This window comes from Pseudobacteroides cellulosolvens ATCC 35603 = DSM 2933 (genome assembly GCF_001262605.1).
Classification (GTDB): Bacteria; Bacillota; Clostridia; order Acetivibrionales; family DSM-2933; genus Pseudobacteroides; species Pseudobacteroides cellulosolvens.
Window position 1 is genome coordinate 1639191 of the sequence record NZ_LGTC01000001.1, and the last position, 23817, is coordinate 1663007.

The 23817-nt window shown below is 35.7% G+C and carries 17 protein-coding genes, 4 tRNA genes, 2 pseudogenes and 1 other annotated feature; of the genes and pseudogenes, 8 read left to right on the forward strand and 15 right to left on the reverse strand.

The window, feature by feature from the left end:
- Positions 1 to 63 precede the first annotated feature (63 nt).
- A complete protein-coding gene (locus Bccel_RS06810) occupies positions 64 to 1659 on the reverse strand; it encodes a bifunctional diguanylate cyclase/phosphohydrolase (RefSeq protein ID WP_036943750.1) in 1596 nt (531 codons plus the stop codon).
- A 306-nt stretch (positions 1660 to 1965) separates the two neighbouring features.
- Positions 1966 to 3222 (reverse strand): tetratricopeptide repeat protein, encoded by a 1257-nt coding sequence (locus Bccel_RS06815; protein WP_036943748.1) that lies wholly within the window; start codon positions 3220 to 3222, stop codon positions 1966 to 1968.
- A gap of 162 nt (positions 3223 to 3384) precedes the next feature.
- Between Bccel_RS06815 and Bccel_RS06820 the strand changes: the two genes are divergently transcribed.
- On the forward strand, positions 3385 to 4665 hold the full coding sequence (locus Bccel_RS06820; RefSeq protein WP_036943746.1) for a J domain-containing protein: 1281 nt from the start codon (positions 3385 to 3387) through the stop codon (positions 4663 to 4665).
- A gap of 74 nt (positions 4666 to 4739) precedes the next feature.
- Here Bccel_RS06820 and trpA read toward each other — a convergent pair whose 3' ends face one another.
- Positions 4740 to 5513 carry a tryptophan synthase subunit alpha gene (trpA, locus tag Bccel_RS31310; protein WP_036943744.1) on the reverse strand — a complete coding sequence of 258 codons (774 nt, stop codon included), beginning with the start codon at positions 5511 to 5513 and terminating at the stop codon, positions 4740 to 4742.
- Positions 5514 to 5522: 9 nt separating this feature from the next.
- Positions 5523 to 6689, reverse strand: a pseudogene (gene trpB / locus Bccel_RS31315) (tryptophan synthase subunit beta); the annotation flags it as partial.
- A gap of 110 nt (positions 6690 to 6799) precedes the next feature.
- Positions 6800 to 7045 (reverse strand) — a binding site (T-box leader).
- 396 nt (positions 7046 to 7441) lie between these two features.
- Between trpB and Bccel_RS06830 the strand changes: the two are divergent.
- Positions 7442 to 8434 carry a M14 family metallopeptidase gene (locus Bccel_RS06830; RefSeq protein WP_050753219.1) on the forward strand — a complete coding sequence of 331 codons (993 nt, stop codon included), beginning with the start codon at positions 7442 to 7444 and terminating at the stop codon, positions 8432 to 8434.
- Positions 8435 to 8639: 205 nt separating this feature from the next.
- Here Bccel_RS06830 and Bccel_RS06835 read toward each other — a convergent pair whose 3' ends face one another.
- Together Bccel_RS06835 and Bccel_RS06840 are read right to left on the reverse strand one after the other, a co-directional pair.
- Positions 8640 to 8828, reverse strand: a complete 189-nt coding sequence (locus Bccel_RS06835; RefSeq protein ID WP_050753220.1) for a hypothetical protein — start codon at positions 8826 to 8828, stop codon at positions 8640 to 8642.
- Between the two features lie 313 nt (positions 8829 to 9141).
- Entirely contained in the window at positions 9142 to 10767 is a 1626-nt protein-coding gene (locus Bccel_RS06840) for an MBL fold metallo-hydrolase RNA specificity domain-containing protein (protein ID WP_036943740.1), read from the reverse strand.
- Between the two features lie 243 nt (positions 10768 to 11010).
- On the opposite strand from Bccel_RS06840, the gene Bccel_RS06845 reads away from it, so the two are divergent.
- A complete protein-coding gene (locus Bccel_RS06845) occupies positions 11011 to 11835 on the forward strand; it encodes a hypothetical protein (protein ID WP_036943738.1) in 825 nt (274 codons plus the stop codon).
- A 31-nt stretch (positions 11836 to 11866) separates the two neighbouring features.
- Here the strand turns inward: Bccel_RS06845 and Bccel_RS06850 are convergent, their stop codons facing one another.
- Both Bccel_RS06850 and Bccel_RS06855 read right to left on the reverse strand, forming a co-directional pair.
- Entirely contained in the window at positions 11867 to 12151 is a 285-nt protein-coding gene (locus Bccel_RS06850) for an ArsR/SmtB family transcription factor (RefSeq protein ID WP_050753221.1), read from the reverse strand.
- Positions 12152 to 12308: 157 nt separating this feature from the next.
- On the reverse strand, positions 12309 to 14768 hold the full coding sequence (locus Bccel_RS06855; protein WP_036943734.1) for a CoA-disulfide reductase: 2460 nt from the start codon (positions 14766 to 14768) through the stop codon (positions 12309 to 12311).
- 406 nt (positions 14769 to 15174) lie between these two features.
- Between Bccel_RS06855 and Bccel_RS06860 the strand changes: the two genes are divergently transcribed.
- On the forward strand, positions 15175 to 15378 hold the full coding sequence (locus Bccel_RS06860) for a hypothetical protein (RefSeq protein ID WP_050753222.1): 204 nt from the start codon (positions 15175 to 15177) through the stop codon (positions 15376 to 15378).
- An 84-nt stretch (positions 15379 to 15462) separates the two neighbouring features.
- Here the strand turns inward: Bccel_RS06860 and Bccel_RS06865 are convergent, their stop codons facing one another.
- The 3 genes and pseudogenes from Bccel_RS06865 to Bccel_RS06875 all read right to left on the reverse strand — a co-directional run bounded on the left by Bccel_RS06865 (position 15463) and on the right by Bccel_RS06875 (position 18673).
- On the reverse strand, positions 15463 to 16440 hold the full coding sequence (locus Bccel_RS06865; RefSeq protein WP_036943732.1) for a M42 family metallopeptidase: 978 nt from the start codon (positions 16438 to 16440) through the stop codon (positions 15463 to 15465).
- 138 nt (positions 16441 to 16578) lie between these two features.
- Positions 16579 to 17634, reverse strand: a complete 1056-nt coding sequence (locus Bccel_RS06870; RefSeq protein ID WP_036943730.1) for a M42 family metallopeptidase — start codon at positions 17632 to 17634, stop codon at positions 16579 to 16581.
- Positions 17631 to 18673: pseudogene (locus Bccel_RS06875) on the reverse strand (M42 family metallopeptidase). Before Bccel_RS06875 ends, Bccel_RS06870 begins: the two are co-directional and overlap by 4 nt.
- 366 nt (positions 18674 to 19039) lie before the next feature.
- Between Bccel_RS06875 and Bccel_RS06880 the strand changes: the two are divergent.
- The 3 genes from Bccel_RS06880 (at position 19040) to Bccel_RS06890 (ending at position 19325) form a co-directional block, all read left to right on the forward strand.
- Positions 19040 to 19113 (forward strand) — tRNA-Ile (locus tag Bccel_RS06880).
- Between the two features lie 51 nt (positions 19114 to 19164).
- A tRNA-Phe gene (locus tag Bccel_RS06885) sits at positions 19165 to 19240 on the forward strand.
- Positions 19241 to 19243: 3 nt separating this feature from the next.
- Positions 19244 to 19325 (forward strand) — tRNA-Tyr (locus tag Bccel_RS06890).
- A 61-nt stretch (positions 19326 to 19386) separates the two neighbouring features.
- On the opposite strand, the gene Bccel_RS06895 is transcribed toward Bccel_RS06890, so the two are convergent.
- From Bccel_RS06895 to Bccel_RS06910, 4 genes are all read right to left on the reverse strand, one after another.
- Positions 19387 to 20199 (reverse strand): hypothetical protein, encoded by an 813-nt coding sequence (locus tag Bccel_RS06895; RefSeq protein WP_050753223.1) that lies wholly within the window; start codon positions 20197 to 20199, stop codon positions 19387 to 19389.
- The gene (locus Bccel_RS06900; protein WP_050753224.1) at positions 20184 to 20903 is read right to left on the reverse strand and encodes a dockerin type I domain-containing protein; all 720 of its coding nucleotides are present in this window, start codon (positions 20901 to 20903) and stop codon (positions 20184 to 20186) included. Before Bccel_RS06900 ends, Bccel_RS06895 begins: the two co-directional genes overlap by 16 nt.
- A gap of 203 nt (positions 20904 to 21106) precedes the next feature.
- Positions 21107 to 22501, reverse strand: a complete 1395-nt coding sequence (gene murD / locus Bccel_RS06905; protein WP_036943724.1) for a UDP-N-acetylmuramoyl-L-alanine--D-glutamate ligase — start codon at positions 22499 to 22501, stop codon at positions 21107 to 21109.
- 114 nt (positions 22502 to 22615) lie between these two features.
- Entirely contained in the window at positions 22616 to 23155 is a 540-nt protein-coding gene (locus Bccel_RS06910; RefSeq protein WP_036943722.1) for a nucleotidyltransferase domain-containing protein, read from the reverse strand.
- Between the two features lie 78 nt (positions 23156 to 23233).
- On the opposite strand from Bccel_RS06910, the gene Bccel_RS06915 reads away from it, so the two are divergent.
- Positions 23234 to 23320 (forward strand) — tRNA-Leu (locus tag Bccel_RS06915).
- The last annotated feature ends 497 nt before the right edge of the window (positions 23321 to 23817 follow it).

Genomic DNA, 23817 nt, shown 5'->3' on the forward strand with positions numbered 1-23817 from the left:
AAAATAATATTATGAATAGATGATGCAAATTTAGTGAAAAAAATTGAATTTTGAATTTTAAAATCAGACAGCATAATTAGCATTAAGAGTACTTAGAAAAGCTTGAACAGCATATGGATCAAACTGGGTTCCAGCATTCTTTTGCAGTTCTTCAATAACCTCATCAATTTTCATACCTTTCCTATATGGCCTATCTGACAGCATTGCATCAAAAGAATCGGCTACACACAATATCCTGGCTTCAAGCGGTATATCATTTCCTTTAATTCGGCTTGGATATCCTGTTCCATCAAATCTTTCATGGTGATGCTTTATTGAATCTATTAACTGGTCAATACCTGACAACGGTTCTAGTATATCAGCACTATAACTTGGATGCTTTTGAAGCAGCTTAAGGTCATCTTCAGATAATGGCCCGCTCTTATTAAGCACAGATTCGGGAATTTCTACTTTGCCTATATCATGCAATAAAGCTGCTATTTTAAGAAGCCTTATCCTCTCCCCTCCAAGTCCCATTGCTCTGCCTATCATAACTGCATAATCCATAACACGTTCCGAATGTCCCAATGTATACTTGTCTTTTGCGGACACTGTACCTAAAAGAGCCCTTAGCCCACCAAACAATTGCTCATCCGAGTCGAAAAAGTATTTAATATCTTCAAAAATATCTCTATATAGCTGCACATTATTTCTTCCCATATTCTTTGCCTGATAAAGAGCACTATCTGCCTGCATAATTAAGTCATCTTTATTCTTTGCAAGAGCAGGGTATATGGAATATCCTGCTGATAATGTAACTTTATCCAGCATTGAAAAATATTCCTCCAGTCCGGTCATTTTAGCAAAAGATTTTCTTATACGTTCAATAACAGATAATATTCCTTCTGAATTTGCATCTGGCAATAGTATGGCAAATTCATCCCCACCATACCTGCAGACAATATCTTTTTCTCTTGTTTCATTCACAAATATTTCTGAAGTTTTAGACAGCAGTAGATCCCCAGCTTTATGTCCATAATTGTCGTTGAACTTTTTAAAGTTATCCAAGTCAATCATTATCATACCTAAAGTGCTGTCTTTCTCATTAGCTTTTACTATCTCTTCTTCAAGCTTTGATTGAAAATATCTATGATTGAATACACCTGTTACGCCATCTATATTTGCAAGCCATTCCAACCTTTTTATGTGCTTTCTTCCCTGCTCAGATGTATATGCAATCATGATAGAAGCCACTATAAGGGCAATCCTGGTAGCAGATAAAGATAAAAGCAGCCCTGCTGTACTGTTTGTCACCCTGCTGATTTTTTCAGGCAAGTATGTTGTGTTAGTCGCTACAACACCAGCAACTTGATCTGACACAATAAACATATTAACAGCAGCAATTCCATTTGTTACCATAGATAGTAACATTCCTAAATAACCAAAACGATAAGAAAGAAAAGCTGACAGTCCAAACTCTATGATTCCAGCAAACGCCCTTAGTTTTATAGGTAAAGAATTAGAAGCCTGTGTAACAACAATACAAACATGGATTACTAAAAGAATAAAGAAAAGCGGTGATATCCTTTCTTTTAGGGCCGCCAGCAATTTTGAGCACATGCTGGTTTTGTTTTGGATATCGTCTGATTTCCTTCCTGAATTGATAACTGTATTTTCCATCTCAAACTTCCTTTTCTTCTGAAATTATAATTTTATCAGTTTCACAAATTAAAATAATACATAACTCCATATAATACTATCTTCTTTTGCAACATCTGCATTAAATGGTAAATTTGAGATCAAGTGTAACTTGCAATCTTTAGGATCATTTTACAACATTTTATTTACAATAAATATATCATACACTAAAATTAGGATAATTTAAAGATATTTTTTCTCAAGTGTTAAACATTTTTATAATAGTACCGATATCTATATAATAATAATAATTTACTTAAATTAGTAATGATTAACATCCTCTATAAATCAACTACACATTTTTATATAATATTGGACTTTTTGTAATTGATAAGGTGCTTTCAAGATATTAGAAGCTTGTTTTAAGCACTCCAATGCTTTATCTTTCTCATTTCTTTTATAATAGTATATACCCTTGTACAGTAGCAAATTTCCTTTCTCTGTATGATTGTTCTCTACAGAAAGAAGCTCTTGAAGATAACTCCCTCCCTTGTCTAAGTCATCATGCAGGATATTAAGTTCCATTTCTTTGAATTTCAGCAGTTTGCTAAAAGTCTCTATGTACTTCTGGTATTTTAAGTTGGAAGAAGTTATCTTGATTAATTCAATTTTTTCCTTTGCTTCTTCAAACTTTTCAACATTTACGAGTATCGAAACAATGTTGGAAAGTATTAGCATATAGAAAGTATTGCCTGTTCTCTGAGCTTCGGAAACATTAATTTCTCTTAGAAGCTCTTCAAGTAATTCTTTTGCTTCTTTCATATTTCCCTTGTTAATAAGTGCTGTGGATTTTTGATATCTAAAATGCAAAATTCTTCTTCTCCATGCATCTCTGCTCCACCATGCAGTTCGACTTTTATATATTGCATATTCAATAAATTTTTGTGCCATATCAAGGTATTTTTCAGGATCAGAGTAAATCAAATCTATATGTTTATTGATGGTTCTTAATGTAATGATGTCTTTAGGCATTGGTATCCAGTATTTACTCGGAAGAATAATAGACGCCTCTGTCTTTTCAGGATAAATAATAACAGGAAAATATTCAAAATCAATATATCCATTTGGAAGATGGTTCCTTACCACAATAAACGATGTAAAATAAACACTTTTGCCAAAAGTAATTTTTTCAGGAACTTTGAAATTAAATAATGGCACAACTTCATCCTGCATTATGTCGGAAAATATCTGCAGGTCTTCATCTTCGCATTTAACTCCTTTAATACTATATAAGAAAGATGCTATTGTTTTAAGCTTGTCGGGATTTTCCTCAAAATAGGGGTCTTCGGAATAAACCATAGCTGCAGGCGAATCGTCTTTGCCTGCTTTAAAAAGGAGTGTATTTGCCTGAACTATTTTTCCGATTGCAATCCTTCCATTTCTATAAAGAATTCTCTGATGTCTATATGTATCCTCGAATCTCTGGTCCATTGATTTGGTCATCCACTTGGGCTTATATATACGATTATACCAACTAAAACAAAAAGTAAGCTTTTTACGTTCTTTATAAAAGATTTCCCGTGCTTGGTTCATAAAACTTTTCATCAGAATGACTCCTCAATAGCATATTGATGGAAATTGCAAATTATTTTACCATCATATATAATTATATAGAGTATCTGACTTTATGTATATACTTGAAAAGTGTTATTTATTCCGGCATGAAGAAGTACAAATTGTGAATGGTTTGGAGGAAATTTAAGATAAATGGACTATTGGAATATACTTGGTATAGATCCCACAGAAAATATTTCCGAGATCAAAAAAGCATACGCTCAAAAGCTTAAAGTGTATCATCCTGAGGATGATGCCGAAGGCTATCAAAAATTGCGTGAAGCGTACGATTATGCCATTAGATATGCAAGAGAAATGTCAGAAAAACAATTCCCTCCTTTATCAATTGATCCTATAACGGATGATAATACTGATTTAAATGAAGAGTTTATGGCTAAGGTTGAAACATTATATAATGACTTTTTTTCCCGAATAGTGCCAAGCAATTGGGAAGCATTATTAAACAGCAATGTCATGTGGAATATAAATAGCAGGAACACCTTGAAATATAAGATGTTGGACTTTTTTACAGATCATCATCACCTGCCGCAGAAGGTTTGGAAGCTACTGGATAGCCATTTCAACTGGAGCGACGAGCATAAAAGCGACTCACATTTTTCATATTATAGCCATGAAATTCTGCCTTATATTATTGGACAAATAAACAAGGTTAAGCCCTTAAGGTATTCATTTTTCAAACAGGTAGAGGGACTTGATTACGATGAGTTCCTTGATGCCAGAGAAAATGCCCTAAATGCTTATTCTTCGCAAAACTTCAGCGATGCGTACATGTATATCCAACAAGCAAAAAAGCTTTATCAGGATGATCCTGATTTACTTAGGCTGGAGGGTATGCTTTATCTTCGTAACAAAGAGTTTGAAAAAGCAATTGATGCATTTAATAAATTACTTGCTATTGATCCTGATGATACTGATGGAATATGTTATCGTGCAACGGCCTTTTATGAAACAAAGCAAAGGAAAAGCTTTCTAGAAGACTATAACCGTTTATATTCCAAAAAACCCTGGCACGATGAAATTCTATTTTTTATGGCAAAAAATCATTTTAAACTTGGTAATCTTGAAAAAGCAAAGTACATGGCTATTAAAGCACAAAAAAACAATTTTCTGCGTAATGAAGCAAGGGCTTTGGTTTCACATATAAATGCAAAAATGAGACTAGATATTAACAGGGATTTGGAACTACATCCAGATAACCTAAGATTAAAGACCAAATTGAATAATATAGACAAGGAAGTACTGAAGGGATACTATTTAGACTTTGGAATAGTTGGTAAAGGTTTGAAATTGTATTTAACTTTAATAGTTTGGACGGTTATTGGAGCCATTACAATAGGAATAAATATATGGATTGTAATTTTAATATATTACTTAATGAAGTATCTACGTAGAAATGCAAAATCATATTCCTAGACATGAAGCAGGAGTCTTAAACCTGAGGGTTTAAGGCTCCTGCTTCGTGTTTATATTAGTTCGTTTCATAAGTATCAGCCGTTGACCGCATTCTTCATCAAACGAACATACTCTGTAACATGAGGTACGCAATCAGCTCCATACTGTGCAATTATTTTTACAATTGCACTTCCCACGATTACACCATCGGAAAACTTTATCATACTAGCTGCCTGTTCAGGAGTAGATATGCCGAATCCGATTGCACATGGTATATCACTAAACTCTTTAACATGCTTTATCATTTCCTCTACCCCGCTTCCAATCTCCTGCCTTACACCAGTCACCCCCATGGATGATACACAATAGATAAATCCCTGTGCTTCGCTTGCTATCATTTGTATGCGGCTTTGAGAGGTAGGGGCAATCATCGATATAAATGTAACATTATATTTCGAACAATAGGGCAGCAGCTCATTCTTTTCTTCAAACGGAATATCCGGAACGATAATGGCATCAATGCCTGCCTCCTGACAATTTTTCATGAACCTTTCAGTACCATAGGTAAATATAGGGTTTGCATATGTCATAAACGCAAGTGGCACATCGCATGTCTTTCTGATACGCCCCACCATATCGAATATTTTATCAGTTGTTGTACCGCTTGCAAGTGCACGGTAGTCCGCCTCCTGAATAACCGGTCCTTCTGCAACCGGATCGGAAAAAGGAATTCCCAACTCTATTAAATCCGCACCTGCCTCAGCCATTTTCAGCACCAATTGCTCAGTTATCTCCAATGTAGGGTCACCTGCTGTAACAAATGGAATAAATGCATTTTTATTTTTAAATACCCCATCTAATCTATTCATGGATTTGCACCCCTTATAACGTGCTATTGCTGCAACATCTTTATCTCCCCTGCCTGATAGATTGATTACAATTATTTTGTCCTTGCCCATGTTGGGTGCAATCTTTCTTGCATGTGCAATTGCATGGGAGCTTTCTATTGCGGGAATAATTCCTTCAATACGTGAAAGGTATTCAAATGCCTCAACTGCTTCACCATCCGTCACAGGAACATATTCAGCCCTGCCTGAATCATGAAGGCTGGCATGTTCCGGGCCGATTCCCGGGTAATCAAGGCCTGCCGAAATGGAATACACTGGTGCTATTTGTCCGTATTCATCCTGACAGAAGTAGGATTTCATACCATGGAAAATACCCACGGAACCTTTTGCAATGGTTGCCGCAGTCTTGTCTGTTTCCACACCATGTCCTGCAGCTTCACATCCAATAAGGCGTACACTTTTATCTTCTATAAAATTATAGAAAATGCCCATTGCATTGCTACCTCCCCCAACGCATGCAAGCACTGTATCTGGCAGCCGTCCTTCCTTCTCCATCATCTGTTCTTTAACTTCACGCCCAATTATACTTTGGAAATCACGAACAAGTGTAGGAAATGGATGGGGTCCCATTACAGATCCGAATACATAGTGAGTATCATCCACTCGCTTTGTCCACTCCCGCATAGCTTCATTTACTGCGTCTTTTAACGTTTGCGTACCACTGGTCACAGCATGAACCTTTGCACCTAAAAGTTCCATACGAAATACATTGAGTGCCTGACGTTCAGTATCTTCCTTGCCCATAAAAATCTCACATTCAAGTCCCATCAAAGCTGCAGCAGTAGCTGTTGCAACACCGTGCTGTCCGGCTCCCGTCTCAGCAATAACACGGGTTTTACCCATACGTTTTGCAAGAAGTACCTGACCCAATACATTATTAATCTTATGTGAACCTGTATGGTTAAGGTCCTCACGCTTTAAATATATTCTTGCACCACCTAGATCTTCAGTCATCTTCTCTGCATAATACAATAGAGATGGTCTGCCCGCATAATTCTTAAATAATTCATCCAACTCGGCTGTAAACTTCGGGTCGTTTTTGTAGTGATGATAAGCCTCTTCCAGCTCAATAAGAGCGTTCATAAGTGTTTCGGGAACATATTGTCCGCCGTGAATACCAAATCTTCCTTTTGACATATTAGTCCTCCTTCTCGTCTACATTAAAAGTGTTAACCACTTTTAACAGCTATTCTCGACTATTCTAAAAACTATAATTTCCTAGACATAAAAAAAACCTTTATCCCCTTAACAGGGACAAAAGTCTTAGCTTCTGCGGTACCACCCAAATTGACGATTAATCGTCCGCTCATTTAAGTATACATTCATATACTCCTCACTGATAACGGGCGAGATTCCCGTAAGCACCTACTCTTTTAAAATTTCGGGCTTCCCTCACAAGACCATTCAGAATAACTTTGTAGCCACATTCTCAGCATCTAGCGACTCTCTTTACACAAACAATTATTCTTACTATCCTTGATCATAGGTTTATACTATTGTCAAAATTATAGCATTGTTATACATTTTTGTCAAATACAACTTTTAGTAAGCAACGAATACATCATTGAATTATAACCCAAATTATGCTAAAATAACAATATAGTTTCTTAATTCTAAAATAAAAAAGTCATTTCTGACTTACCCATAATCAAAGGTGCTAATAATCTCCCCAACAACATAATACCCAATTATTTAAAAGTCATTAGTGTTTTAATGTATACTGATCTTTTTACGTCGCTAAAGAAGAAGGAGGTATGTGATTTGCATGTCAGTAATTATATAATTATTTTATTATTATCATCTACAATTCCTGTAACTTCTTTAAATTCTACTTCTGAAAACAAAATATTTAATACTATCCTTCCCCCTTGTCGAAAATTTTGTCCGATATGAGTAAAGTTCAGCCTGTTGAAGACAAAATTACTGAACCTCAAATGGTTCCAGCTAGAAAAGAAGCCATTGTAAATCCATTTGTACCATATTCTCATGAAACTATGCTTAATGATTCAGTCAAATTATCCCAATCTCATCCTGATATAATTACAGTTGACAGCATAGGCAGATCTGTTGAAGGCAGAGATCTACTATTGATAAAGTTGGGAAAAGGAAATAGAAAGATATTTTTAAACGGAAGTCATCATGCAAGAGAATACATATCAACTTCTCTGCTTATGAAAATGATAGATGAGTATTCTAAAGCATATAGCAATAATGAAAACTTCGAAGGCTATGATGTAATAAACTTGTTAAATGAATTTACCATATATTTTGTTCCCATGGTTAATCCTGATGGAGTTAACCTTGTATTAAACGGTATTAATTCTGTAAAAAATCCCCAAAAGTTAAGAAACATTCAAATGGTAAACAAAAACTCCAGGGGTTGGAAATCCAATATTAATGGAGTGGACTTAAACAGAAACTATCCTGCAGTATGGGAAAAAATTAATAACGGTTTTTTAAGGCCAAGTTCTGAAAGGTTTAAAGGTTATTCAAGGGGTTCAGAACCGGAAACCCAGGCAATTATGAATTTATGCAGAAATAATGATTTTGAATTAGCTATGGCCTATCATGCCAAAGGCGAAGTTATTTATTGGGCTGACAGCGGAACTTGCAACATAATTCCAAAAGCCTCTGAAATAGCTGATAGATTATCTAAAATAACCGGATATAAAAAGCTGCCGGTTTCCCAAAATCCGTCCATTTATGGAGGTGGTTTTGAAAACTGGTTTAGAATAGAATTTAAAAGACCGGCTTTTTGTATTGAGCTCTCTCCCTATAATGGTGACCTTCCCCATCCTGATTCCCAATTTGACAAATTAGTATGGAATAAAGCCAAATCAACAGGTTTGTTCTTCCTTCATGAAGCAAAAACATTAAAATAGATTTTAAAAAACCGCACCGTAAACCGGTTCGGCCTCTATATACGCTTACAGCAAACTTTCAATATCTCTCTCCATATCAGGCGGCGAAACAATAGGCTCATATCGTTTAATTCATAAAACATGTCTCTTCACTCCTTCAAATTTTGTAACTTTATAAAATTATTTATCAATACCCTTTATCATTTTTAAAGCTTCTTCCTTAGTATCAACAAATGTCTTTAACATCAACGATTAAAACATAATTTCCATCCTTGCTCAATTCTTTTGATGTTCTTGTAAATTCTTCACAAAAATTACCACCTTGTTCCAAAGAAAAAAAGCCCTCTGCATATGCAGTAAATATCTTATTATTGCGATCTACATCCATTTTAAATACTCCAGTCCCTTGTAACATAATTATTATCCCCCGGCAAATATTATTTTTACTTATAAATTAATCGACATTTTTTATTCAATTGTTAACTCCTTATGAGATATTTAATATTCAAATATATAATAAATAGGGATGCACATAATATATACAATCCTAAGAATTTTGAGATATGATAATTATGATTAGATTAATACAAAAAGAACTAATCTTTGACTAAAATGTTTTGCAATAATTAAAAATGTAAAATGCTTATTGCAAAACATATAGATTAGTTCTTTTTATAAATCGCAGATTAAACATTCTGCTCATGGAATTAGATTTATCAAAGCCGCATCTATCTTAAAACATCTACCATCTGCTTTTCCAGATTCCTTAACTTAATCCTGATTTCATCTATTTCGAAATCTTCCTTCTCATCTTTCATGTCGGTTTTAAGAATTTCTGCGAGCTCATTAAATTCTTCCTTCATAGTCTCAAGTAGCTCAATAACAGCAAGCCTCTTGAATTGATAGCTAATTTCAGGTTTTTCCATGCTCTGGATAACTTTTCCGCCGCCTATTACATAGGACATACCTTTATCCGGTATAACAGTTTCTATTCCCAATTTGTCCTTAATTAGTTCTGAAAAGGTTTCCATTACCTCCTCTTCACCATGAACAATAAATATCTTTTTGGGTTTTCTATTAAACCTTGAAACCCAAGAGAGGAGATCATCCCTGTCTGCATGGCCTGAAAAGCCGTCAATTGATTGAATTTTTGCCCTTACGTTAATCTCTTCTCCAAAAAGCTTTACCTTTTTTGCACCCTCGACAAGTTTTCTCCCTAAGGTACCTATAGCCTGATAACCTACAAAAAGAATGGTAGAGTCTTCTCTCCAGAGATTATGTTTTAAATGGTGCTTGATCCTGCCGGCCTCGCACATTCCACTTGCAGATATTATAATAATACTGTCTTTCCTATTATTGAGTTCCTTTGATTCATCCGCTGTTTTAGTGAACTGAAGCCCTGGAAAATCCAATGGATTATCACCATTTTCTATATACTGCCTTGCTTCCTCATCGTAGCAGTCAAGATTTTTTCTGAAAATCTCGGTAGCAGATATGGCCAAAGGACTATCAATAAATACCGGTATATCCAGCAGCCTTTCCAGCTTTCCCTCAAATTGTTCTCTCTTCTTATGAATATCATATATGATTTCCTGGGTTCTTCCGACAGCGAAAGAAGGTATGACAACATTTCCGCCCTTTTCAACTGCCTCATTCACAATATCAATAAACTTATCAACCCTGTTGTTTTTATCATCATGAAGCCTGTCACCATAAGTTGATTCCATAATTAGATAATCAGCCGATTCGATAATGGATGGGTCTCTTAAGATTGGAATATCTCTGTTTCCTATATCCCCCGAAAACACCAATTTTGTCTCGTCACCTCTATCGGTGACCCAAACCTCTATCATGGCTGATCCCAAGATGTGTCCTGCATCATTAAATCTAACCTTAACATCATCATTGATTTTTACTGCTTCACCATAGTTTAGCCCCTTAAACAGGCTTATACAATCAATTGCATCCTGATAGGTGTACAGAGGTTCTATTGCATGTTTCCCAGCCCTTTCCCTCTTCCTGTTAATCCAATCTGCTTCCATTTCCTGAATATGTCCGGAATCCGGAAGCATTATGCTGCATAAATCGCAGGTAGCATGAGTTGCATATACTGTCCCTTCAAAGCCATCCTTGTATATTTTGGGAATCCTTCCGCTGTGGTCGATATGTGCATGAGTGAGTAAAATGAATGATAGTTCTGATACATCAAAAGGAAATGGTTCCTGGTTTAGAGTAATCTCCTTGGAGTGGCCTTGAAACATTCCACAGTCCACAAGAAACTTACAGCTCTTTGTTTCAACTAGATAACAAGATCCGGTTACTGTTTTAGCTGCTCCGAGAAATGTTATTTTCATATCGGCACCTCACTTATTAATATTAAAAGTGATATTAATCTTACATTTGTCACTTTTAATTTTGCATTATTAAATTCTTCCCTAATTCTATTATACCAGATATTTCATGGCATCGAAATCCCTTTTATACCGGAGTTATGAAATAACTTTTTTGATGTTTATTATCAAGAAACATTTACATGCATACAACATTATTATAAAATAATAACATAAATTTCTAGTTTGGAGGAGGTAATAGCAATTATGGAACCGCAAGTAATTTACAAAAAAACCTCAATCACTTCTATAACAGCACGGTGGTGGTTTATAGCTTTAATTCCATTAATATTTTTCTTTTCCCCGCCTTTTGTCCAAAAAAACGGTCTATCTCTTTTGAATTTTCAAAATTGGTTTAAAACCATAGGAGATATAAGCTCCAACAATTTTACAAGCTATTTTGCCAAGTATTCGCCAATTATGAATTTAACAGCACTTATAGTTATAATTCTTGTATTTGTGTTAAAAAATAAATTCACAAGGGTGTTTTCAATATATGCGGCATTTATGATGGCTTTTTATGGGGTGACGCAGAATACTTCATATACAGATATAAACGGAATAGGAATCATAACATCATCTTATATTTTTATTCCTATTCTTTCAGGAATCTGGATTTGGGAAGCCTTTACCAAAAATAACAATTTCGATTTACCTCCAAAAGTAAACATTTGGACAATCACAGCTTTTTGTTTTGCACTTTTTGCTTTTTGGAATCCTATAAACCCCAAAAACTCAATGCCTGATTTTAACCCTGTATATTTCATGACCAATGGGAGCAATAGTATGTTTTGTACAATGACTCCAATGATACTTGCCATATTGTTTTTCTTCTATCCCAATATAAATACAGCTGCTTTAAGAGTCACAGGATTATGCGGTGCCACAATTGGTTTTACACAATTGGTCATACATTTATGTATTTTTGTAAAAACCAACTGGTGGGTTGGAGTCTTGCATATACCAGTTTTTATACTCTCATTAGCAGCTGTTATTTTATCATTCAGAGCAGATAAAGGTAGTCTAAAATAGGTATTTGTTATTTGCTCTGCCTAATGTAAGATCAACTTTGCTTTTCATCCAGCAAAAGGCTGATAATTTCCTTGGCTTCCTCATCAATGACTGTATAGCAAATTTCAGTGCCGTAACGCTTCCCTTCAATTATTCCTACAGCTTTAAGTTTGGCTAAATGTTGGGAAACAGTTGATTGAGGGAGGTTTAAGCATTCTTGAATCTTTGTGACATTGCACATATTGTCAATCAATCCTTTTACAATATAAAGCCTTTGGGGATGAGCTAATGCCTTTAGCTTTTCAGCTTTTCTTTCAATTTTTAATAAATCCTCCAATGCTATTCCCTCCTCTCTCTTAGGATTTTAGAGTAAATACGTAATTTAGGGCATTTCAAAAAATACATTATTCAAGTATTTTTTGTATAATATAATTAATACAGCTTTTTGAAATGACCATTGACCAGTTAATTATTTGCTAATACCTTATCCTGTTTTATATAAACAAATTCATATCCGAATCCTCAGCAGCACCTAGGAAAGTAGCTACTCCACCTATGGTAATACCGTCAATCAGTTCTTCTCTTTTAATTCCCATTATGTCCATCGACATGTTACATGCAACAAATGTCACTCCGTTTTTCTTAGCCTGCTGTATAAGCTCTTCCAAAGATGAAACTTCCTTTTTCTTCATAAGATACCTTATAAGTTTGCCTCCAATCCCACCCATGCTCATCTTGGAGAGTGTCAGCTTTTTTGAACCCTTTGGCATCATAAAAGCAAACATCTTCGATAAAAAGTCCTTTTTGACATTGGCACCCTCGGGTTTTCTAAGTATGTTCAGTCCCCAGAAGGTAAAAAACATTGTTACCTTTCTTCCCATTGCAGCAGCCCCGTTGGCTATGATGAAGGAAGCTATGGCACGGTCAAGGTCACCGCTGAAAATTACCATTGATTTGTCATTTTTTTTTTGAGCTTCCGGCATATCACTGCTTTTAATTTCTTTCAAAATAGTAGCTTTAAAGGTATTATTTTCGAATCTTACATCAATAAGCTTATTTCCTGTAGTTTTGCACCATGTTTTTATGTCTTCTGCAAATGCAGGGTCTGTGGCCTTTATTTCCAGTATTTCACCATAATTCATGGACTTAATGGTGTCATAAACCTTCATTATGGGACCAGGACACTGGAGTCCGCATGCATCAACCTGAATTTTTGTATCTGCAGTACGGCTTTCCGGATTTACATCAACCGGTTTTATATCGTCATTTTTCATAATTTTGTCATACTCGTAAATATCCTCATTGGCTTGTTTCTGGACAGCTACCTGGTATGTCTTATAACCTCCGCTAAGGTTTTTAACTTTATATCCCTTCTGCATAAGAATTCTTGACGCCAGATAACCCCTTAACCCAACTTGGCAGTACACATATATGTCTTTATCCTTTGGTACCTCATCCTGTCTGTCACGAAGTTCATCAACAGAGATATTGACGGATCCCTTAATATTGCCCAACTTATGCTCCTCAGGCGATCGTACGTCTATAAGCATCACTTTTTCAGCATCAATGCTTCCTACCTCATCCCAATGAAAAACTTTCACATCATTTTTTAAAATGTTTGATGCAGTAAAACCTGCTATGTTGACAGGGTCCTTTGCCGATGAATATGGAGGTGCATAGGAAAGTTCAAGTGTCTCAAGATCATATACCGTCATATTTGCCCTCATGGCTGTTGATATGACATCCATCCTCTTGTCTACACCCTCATAGCCTACTATCTGAGCTCCCAAAATCCTGCCATCCTTTTTGCCAAAAAGCAGTTTGATTGACATGGGTATTGCACCAGGATAATATCCTGCATGAGATGCGGAATGAGTATAGGACTTTTCGTATTCTATACCGTTTCTTTTCAGTATCCTTTCATTATTCCCCGTTACAGCAACAGTTATGTCAAAAACTTTAACAATTGATGTACCTTGGGTTCCACCAAATTTTTCATTTAGTCCCGCAATATTGTTGGCTGCGATTCTTCCCTGCTTGTTAGCAGGTCCTGCAAGAGGAATTAACGCCTCTTTACCGCTTACAAAATCCCTTATCTCTACAGCGTCTCCAACTGCGTAAATATCTTCGTTAGATGTCTGCATATACTCATTAACAAGTATTCCGCCCGTTTTTCCAATTGCTATTCCCGCTTCCTTTGCAATTTTAGACTCAGGCTTTACACCAATTCCCATTATTACCATATCAGCTTTAAGGTTTCTGCCGCTGGAAAGCTTCACATTAACCCAAGCATCCTCATCCTCGAAGGCTTCAACTGCATCCTTCAAATAAAACTCAACATGCTTTGTCTTCAAATGTTGATGTACCAAAGCTGCCATATCATAATCCAAAGGACCTATAACATGATCAGCAAGTTCTACAACGGTAACCTTAACGCCCCTTAAGTGAAGATTTTCAGCCACTTCAAGACCAATAAATCCTGCACCGACCACAACTGCCCTTTTTGGATTCATCCTGTCAACATAATCCTTGATCCTGAAAGTGTCGGGTATATTCCTAAGGGTGAATATTCTTTTGGAATCTATACCTGGAAGCCCGGGTCTTATAGGCTCTGCACCCGGAGACAATATGAGTTTGTCATAGTTTTCGGTATACACTTTATTTTCTGCATGGTTTAAAACCTCTACTCTTTTATTAACCGTATCAATTTTTGTAACCTCACTATTTATCCGTACATCAATCCTGAACCTTTCCTTCATTTTTTCAGGAGTCTGTACCAAAAGCTTATCCTTCTCCTTTATGACCTCACCTATATAGTAAGGCAGACCACAATTGGCAAAGGAGATATGTTCACCCTTTTCAAAAAGGATTATCTCTGCATCCTCATTAACTCTTCTCATTCTTGCCGCAGCACTTGCACCACCGGCAACTCCGCCTACTATTAATACTTTCATAAAATCCGCCTCCCTTTAATGTAGCTCAAGCTTATTTTAACAAACCGCATTAATCTTAATATCTGTATATTCTAATTTTACGATATAATATAAGTATTGTCAATACAAACATATGATAAATAAATCTAAATCAGTCATATAATATTTCTCAATATTAAACTTAATGCAGACCATTGAATATCATTTGCTAATATAAATTCTTTGTTCAACATAAACTCATACGAACATTTACATTATTGTAAATATATTATGTTAATATAAAATTCTTTCAAAGTAAATAAAGGACACTCCTTAACAACAAACCTTAGAGAACTTTTGGCTCAGCAGCCCCTATATACAAATAGAAACCGCAATGGCTTATCAGCGTGGGCTTCCTATCATGATTCTTGTAGAAGAAGGCATTATCATGAACAATGTCTTTGGAGGTTTATTAGAACAAGGTGCAGGTCCTTTTACAATTATCAGATTTAATCACCAAAACGAGCAGTCAATAGCAGACTTCTTTAACGGTGTTTACTGGAAAGAAACATTTGAAGACTGGGCTGGCGAGGTAAGATGCTATTATGATAAATTAACTTCTCCTGAATGCAGTAATGGTTTTTGTCAATAAAACTTAACATTATTGTGTAAAATTATGGTGTCAATCCCTCAATATCATTTAAAATCCGAAAAGACACCATAATTTACATATAAATTATACTAAACTCTGGGTTAACAGCTTAGCGGCATTCTCCATATCAGTTAATGATACCATTTCCGAAGGGCTGTGGGTATACCTGCAAGGTATTGATATAGCTCCGGATGGAATTCCTCCTGCTGTCACGTGGATTGCCCCGGGATCACTTCCTCCGCTTTCAAGTATTTCAAACTGATAAGGTATGTTTATTTTCTGAGCGGATTCTTCCAATAGCCGCTTAACACTGCTGTGGCATATAACAGACCTGTCCTTTATCTTTATAGCAGGTCCACTTCCGCATTTTACTTCCATAGGCTTGCAATTAGGTGTATCTCCTGTGAGGGTAACATCTACAGCAATAGCCAGTTCCGGAAGCAGCTTGTAAGCTGCAGTCCTTGCCCCCCTTAAGCCCAGTTCTTCCTGAACCGTAAATACAAAATAGATTTCATTTTCAGTTTTTGGCAGGCTTTCTATCGTCTTAATCAAGACTGCACAACCTGACCTGTCATCTAATGCCTTTGATATTACCATGTCTCCCGATAATTGAGCTTCTCCGCAAAAAACAGCCGTATCTCCTATACTGACCTTACTTTGTGCATCAGCCTTGTCTTTAGCTCCAATATCTATATACATGTTTGAAAGCTTTAGTCCCTTTAAATCCTCAAGCTTCTCTTCATAGAAGACAGTTCCTACTGTACCGTTTCCAAATCTAACTCTCTGTCCTAATGCATAATTTGCAGAAACCCATCCTATATTTGAAAATCTTATAAAGCCTTTGTCATCTATATGGGTTGCCATAACACCAATCTCATCCATGTGAGCCGCAACCATGATTTTCTTACCTCTGCCCTTTTTGGTTGCTATGAGGTTTCCTAATGTGTCAACTTCTATATTATCTACATATTTTTCAACTTTGCTTTTTATAAATTCTCTTATTTCTTCCTCATTTCCCGATACTCCAAATTTTTCGGTCAAACTTTTTATAAGATCAAACATATTCCTACCTCCCATATATTATTAAAGGGTTCAAGATATTTTTACCATTTCTACTTAGGAGATTTCAAAAATTCCCCAAGTTAATTTTCATTGTGGAGAGCAGTAAAATCAATATTTTTGAAATCTCAAGCTGACAAGCTATTTTTTAGAAATCACCTTATCTATAATTAATCCGCCTAAAATTTCATCATTGTTGAACCTTTCCAGTGCAAGCTTTGCAAGTTCAAGACAGGACTCATAATCCTTCTTGTTCATAACTGAGACAGGCGAATGGATATACCTGCAAGGTACCGATATGGAAGCAACCTTGACTCCCGATCCAGTAAGCTGGATTTTTCCTGCATCATTTCCCCCCGTAGTGGTCCTTTTGAACTGGACTTTTATATTGTTTTCCTCAGCAAGCTTATACAGAAAATCCACCAAGACCTTATCTGCATAAGAGGTCCTATCCATAATTGTAAGAGCTGCACCTCCACCTAATATAGTAGAATAGTTATGTTCTTCAACCCCGGGAACATCTGAACAGGTTGTACCCTCCATGATAAGAGCAAGATGGGGTTTTATCCTGTATGCTGCTATTTCAGAGCCTCTCAGTCCAACCTCTTCCTGAACTGTAAAACAGGCATAAAGATCAAAATTATACTTCTCTTTTATAAGCTCCATAAGTATTGCACATCCTACTCTGTCATCCAGAGCCTTGGCTTTGACAGTGTCATTTCCCAACTCAGTGTATTCGCTGTAGAATGCTACATATTCACCTAAAGGAGCAAGTGCTTCAGCTTCCTCCTTCTTATCCATACCAATATCTATATACATGCTTTTAAGCTTTATATTGTTACCACGTTCTTCCCTTTCCTGCAGGTGAATAGGCTTAACACCTATAAAGCCTGGAATACGCTTGTCACCTATCACTACTATTTTTCCAGGAAGTATTCTTTCATCAAGACCCCCAACATTTTTAAACTTCAACATTCCGTCCTGATAGCCAGTCACCATAAGCCCTACTTCATCCATATGGGCAGAAAGCATAACCTTATATTTTCCTGTAGTTCCTTTCTTAAAGGCAATGAGATTCCCCATGGAATCTATGTTAATACTGTCTGCATATTTTTCAACATGGCTTTTAATATATTCCATAACATTATATTCACTGCCTGAAATACCGTTTAGCTCAGTCAACTCTTTTAATATCACAAAATCCCCTCCATTCCGTCATCCAACGCTGTTAAAAACTCTTTTACCAGCCTGACGGTATTTTCTACATCGGTAATATCCAGGGTCTCCGTACCGGTATGCATATATCTTACCGGTATTGAAACAAGCACTGTTGGAATTCCTGAACGTGATACCTGTATTGCCCAAGCTTCCGTACCGGTATTGTCAGGCTCTATATCAGTCTGATGTGAAATATCATTGTCTTTGGCTATATCAAACAGCTTCTTTGTTAATGTTCTGTGAAGGTTAGGTCCAACACCTATTGCAGGACCTTTACCAAGAGGAAAAACCGACTCTTTAGGGCAATCAGGCATTTCCCCATGACATGCATCAATTACAACTGCTGCATTGGGGTCAATAGCATATGAAGATACCTGTGCTCCCCTTAATCCAACCTCCTCCTGCGTAGTAGCAACAAAGAAAATGTCATTGTTTAGTTTTATATCGGAAAGCTCGTTCATAATTCCGATGACAGCAGCCACTCCGCTTCTGTTATCCATAGACTTTGAACTGACCTTTTTCCCTTCAAGCTCCAAAAATGGGACTTTTATTGTAACTGTATCCCCAATGGAGACATTATCTTTCAGTTCATCCTTTGAGAAGCCTGTATCAACAGATAAATCTTCTAGACTAACCGCCTTTTTCGTTTCTTCTGGCTTTAAAAGGTGAGGAGGCTTAGCACCTATTACACCTTCAATATCTTTTTTTCCATGTATAACAACCTCGTGGGCCAGCAAGAGCTTTGGATCTACCCACCCATACTTGTCAACGTTACAAATCCCTTTTCATCAATGCTTTTAACTAAAAAACCAATCTCATCATAATGAGCTGTTATAATTATTTTTTTAGGCCTTTCTCCAATACCCCTTTTAACTCCTGTTACATTAAAAAAGCTATCAATTAAAACCTCATCACATTTTCCTTCCATAAGTTGCCTGATTCTTTCAGCAGACATATGCTCAAAGCCTGAAACAGCAAGTATCGAAACCAGTTCCTTTAATATTTTTTTATAGTCCATTTTTCACCTCGTCAAAACATTATATTGAAAAGAATTTTTTATAGGGAGTAATTGATTTTAATAAGTTAAAATCAATTTTACTCCTGCTTTTGGCGGAGCAAATAACTAACGGTTTTAAAGTTATTTGCGACAGACAAATGCGTGGAGTAATTGATTTTAATATTAGCATTGTTTCTAAAAATATGCAATTATTGACTAATAAAAATAAAACCGCAAAGTGATTTTAAAACCTTGGTTGTTTTAGCAAGAAATTATGGTGTAGAATACAAAATAATTTCTTACTAAAATAAAAAAACAAAAAATTCTTAAAATTTCTCTTGACTAAATAGATATTTTCTACTATACTAACACATGTGACTTTTTTAAGGGCCTTTAGCTCAGTTGGTTAGAGCAACCGGCTCATAACCGGTTGGTCCGGGGTTCGAGTCCCTGAAGGCCCATTTACTTTAATACATAAGTAATAATACCTTATAAAAGTTAACAGAATATTCGCCCAGATAGCTCAGTCGGTAGAGCAGTGGACTGAAAATCCACGTGTCGCTGGTTCGATTCCGGCTCTGGGCACCATTTGGAGGGGTTCCCGAGTGGCCAAAGGGGGCAGACTGTAAATCTGTTGTCGCTGACTTCGATGGTTCGAATCCATCTCCCTCCACTAAAAAAGATCAGTTCATTGAACTGATCTTTTTGCTTTATTAATATGAAATGCTCTTTCCTTAGTTTGTTGATTTTGCCAATATATCAGAGTTGTCTACCCATATAACAAGATATGGGTTTTCTGCCTCCTTTTCTTTAAGGCAAATCAAAAACTGCTTGTCAAAATCCAACTGCTTTGTTTTAACTATGGCGGATGTTGCCAATATCACTGCCTCCGAAGCAAGAGATGCTCCTCTTTTATTCAATGAGAATGTTACATCCTGATATGCTTTTGTAATATTAAATCCAGCTAAAGACTGATTATTTATAGCATCGTGCAGTTCTTCAAAATCATCACAAACTTTCACATTCACTTCAGGTATTCTTAGAGAATCGGTGAATCCTATATTGGATGGCTTGGAATTCTTTATTCTATCAGCAACTTTTTCATATGTATTATGAAGAGTTGCATCAGGTTCAACTTTTGCCAGTATTATTTCTTCATTTGTATTTTCAGGTAACAATTTAACAATAAAATCATTATCGTTCTTGTAATCATATACTTGAACTTGTTTGGAAAGATCCTTGTACATATTTGAATTCCTGCTTATTCCAAAAGAATTTATCTGGGTAGCAGCACCATTAGAACTGAAATTGATTGGAGCTGTGTCTTCAAATACCTTTGCAAACTTCATATTCTTAAGTAAATAAGCATATGATATGTAAGATCCTGGGCCTATTTTGTTAACAGATGGAGCATCATCTCCAAACTTGGTCTTTAAAGCTTTGTTTATTAAATCCACCGTCTCATCACCAAACCCTGACATTGCCAAATAACTGTCTTCTGAGATTGAGCTTTTCCAATCGATACCTTTATTTAGATAATCCGCCATTGCGGTTGACCTAATAAATCAACATCACCTCCGACATCTTTTTTCAAAGCATCCCATGCAATTTGGAAAGTGGGACAGAATACTATGTTATTTCCTGCTTTTATATCATAATCCCAATACGGAGTCATGACCGATCTGCCCGCTTTAGATAAATCGCATAATTCAGGCTTTGTGTAATCACCGGATGTTTTATTAAAGTTTTTTGCTATTATTACAACATCCGACATGTTAACAGCTCCATCATCGTTTAAATCAACTTTGTCGGAATAATTTCCAGCACCTCTTAATGTGTTGAAAAAATTTGCAATAACCACTAAATCAGCCATATTTGAAATTTTATCACCATTTACGTCACCAGCCCACATTTCAAATGGCAATTCCGAGGAACCTATCATCATGTCATTAACAGGACTTATTTCAAAGCTCCTTTCAAGAAATTTGTCTTTAGTTATAATTAGTGTTGAACTTTTTTCAGACTGAAACCTGCTGTTAAATTCAAAATACCCTATATCGTCAGTGTATGTTTCTATATCAGTCCCTTTTATAAAGACCTTAAATCCGGAATTTAAAGCTCCTTTTACATCAGAAGTAAGATACCCGCATACCTTATAGATTTCCCCTGTAGTTTCATTAGCAAATATAAAATTGGGAATTGATGCTGCCATTAATACAAATAGCATAAGATAAACTAAAACTTTTTTCATAACTGTAAACCCTCCTTATAAAATATACATATGATAAGTATTTTCTTGCAGTCATATGTATATTTTATAACAACAAACCTTCACCGTCAATCATGTTTTACTCATAACCTTGATTTACAGCTTCTCTTGTAATTTATATATGCCATTTTATACAAAAGCAGCTGCTCCAACATTTCATCGGAGCAGCTGCTTAAATTAATATTCTACAGGCTGTTTACAATATCCTTAAACATATCACCGCGCTCTGCAAAATTCTTAAACATATCAAAGCTTGCACTTGCAGGTGATAATATTACTATATCTCCACTTTTCGCATACTTTCGGGCCGAATCAACAGCATCTTTCAGGTTTTCGCTGTAAGTAACCGGAATTCCACTGCCTTTACCTGTCTTTTCTATCTCATCTTTAAGTGCTTTGTCAATCTTCTTGCCGGTCTGGCCAATAAGTACGAGGCTCTTAACCTTATCTGCAATTACTTCACCCATAACATCGTATGGGATTTTTTTATCATAGCCTCCTGCTATAAGTATAACCTTTTGCTTGAACGAGTTAAGCCCGGCAATAGTTCTTGTAGGACTTGATGCAATAGAGTCGTTGTAAAACTTTATTCCGTCAATCTCTCTTACAAGTTCTATCCTGTGCTCCACTCCGCTAAATGTTGTTGCAACACGTTTCATCACTGAAGGCTCAACATCATCAATAACAGCCGCTATAGCAGCAAGGTAATTTTCTATGTTATGAACTCCTGGTATAACAATTTCTTCTGCTTCTACAATATTAGTGTCAATTCCGTTCTTTCTGTAAACAAGCTTTCCATCTTTAAGCAAAGCACCGCTATCCAACTCATTAACCCTGCTGAAATAAACAATCTTTCCTTTCGCTTCGTTATTAAGATTCCTTGTAATTTCATTATCAAAGTTTATAATAAGCTTATCTCTTTCACTTTGGTGATTGAATATATTTTTCTTTGCATCCACATACTCACCCATAGATTTATGCACATCCAGATGGTTAGGTGAAATATTTGTTATGACAGCTATGTCAGGACTGCTCTTCATTGTGTGAAGCTGGAAACTGCTAAGTTCCAACACCACCTTGTGACTTTCTTCAATCTCTTCAATGCGGTCAAGCAATGGATTGCCTATATTTCCTCCAAGCCAGCATTTATAACCCTGTTCTACAAGGAATTTATGGATGAGGGTTGTTGTTGTAGTTTTCCCATCACTACCGGTAACCGCATAGATAGTTGCAGGACACAGTTCAAAGAACACTTCCATTTCTGAAGTTATTTCCGCTCCCTCTTCCTTAGCCTTTAAAAGCTCAGGCAAGTCAAATCTCATGCCTGGGGTCCTAAAAACCACATCGAATCCCTTAAGGTTTGCCAAATAGTTATCTCCCAGACTAAATTTAACTCCTATAGCCTCAAGTTCGTTTATAACACTTCCCAATTTTAATTTATCAGCCTTATCAAATGCTGTTATATCAACCCCCATTGACGAAAGGTACTTTATAAGCGGTACATTGCTTACACCTATTCCTAACACAGCCACCTTTTTATTTCTTATGTAATTTTTATACTGCTGCAATTTATCGTTCAAAATTGATTCCTCCTGATACCTTTATTTCCATGACACCTATATATATTATTCCAAACATATACAATTCTATTAACAATTTAAAAATTAATCCTTATAATAACTTTCTTTATAAAATTAGATTTCTCTTCTCTTTTTCATATACTTGTACTGCATTAGGGTTTTCTCCCACTTTCTTTCCCATTTCTGTGAACCAAGCATCTTTGCAAATTCAACACATTGATTGAGAAATTCTTCCTCTTTTTTAACGCTATTTACCGCAAGCCTTTCCTTTATGGATATAAATGTACCATATTTATCATACACTATGATATTCTCTTTGCATATCATGTATAGAAGCGTACCCGTAACCTTATCGGAGTATAAAATATCTTCAAATATTTCAGGAGTATATACAATTATTTTCACTAGCAAAAGCTTTTCTTTCAATAGCTGTATCCTTAGACTATCCTGGAGTTTTACAAAGGTGCTGAGGGATGTGTTATTATTGACAAGAACTATAAACTCATAGTCATTTTGCGAATTTCTATCCCCCCTTGCCCTTGAACCATATAAAATAATGCTCATAATCTCTACTCCGAGATTATTTACACAAGCTTCCAATATAGCATCTACCCTATTAATAATCCTGTCATTTTCCAACCAATCAACTCTCATCTGTTCCCCCAAAAAAAATTATAAATTTCCACTTGCTTTTTTTATATATATTTAGTACAATAGGTGTGCGTTAATTTTGCGAGAGTGGCGGAATTGGCAGACGCGCTAGATTCAGGTTCTAGTGGCCGCAAGGTTGTGTGGGTTCAAGTCCCGTCTCTCGCACCAATTAATCAAATGGTTTCAAAGTTTAATATCTTTGAAACTATTTTTTTACCTATTTTCTTGTCAAGAATTGGTACTTTAATTTATTTAAAATATAAGTTTAAAAAATGGCTTAAAATTTTTATAGTATTATTATATTACTCATAAGTTTATATCTCAATTTTTTTATTATTTTTTTCTCAAAAAATATGTTCAATTTATATTAATAGTGATAATAATCTTACATTTTGCTGAGCAAATAGCAAATGGTTCGACGGGATTTGCGACAGACAAATGTATTTGATTTATCACTTTTAATTTAGATATTACAGTAAATATTTCCCGAGCATTTTAATAATTTCCTTATTTAGTCCTCCCTAGAATAAAGCCATTTCTACCAATCCTTTATTCTACATTTTGAACTGATTTATTATTACACAAATAATTTTTAACGTCAACATTTAACAATAATTTTTATAAAGGCAATAAAAATATAATTAAAAAGCAGAAATACTTTTTAA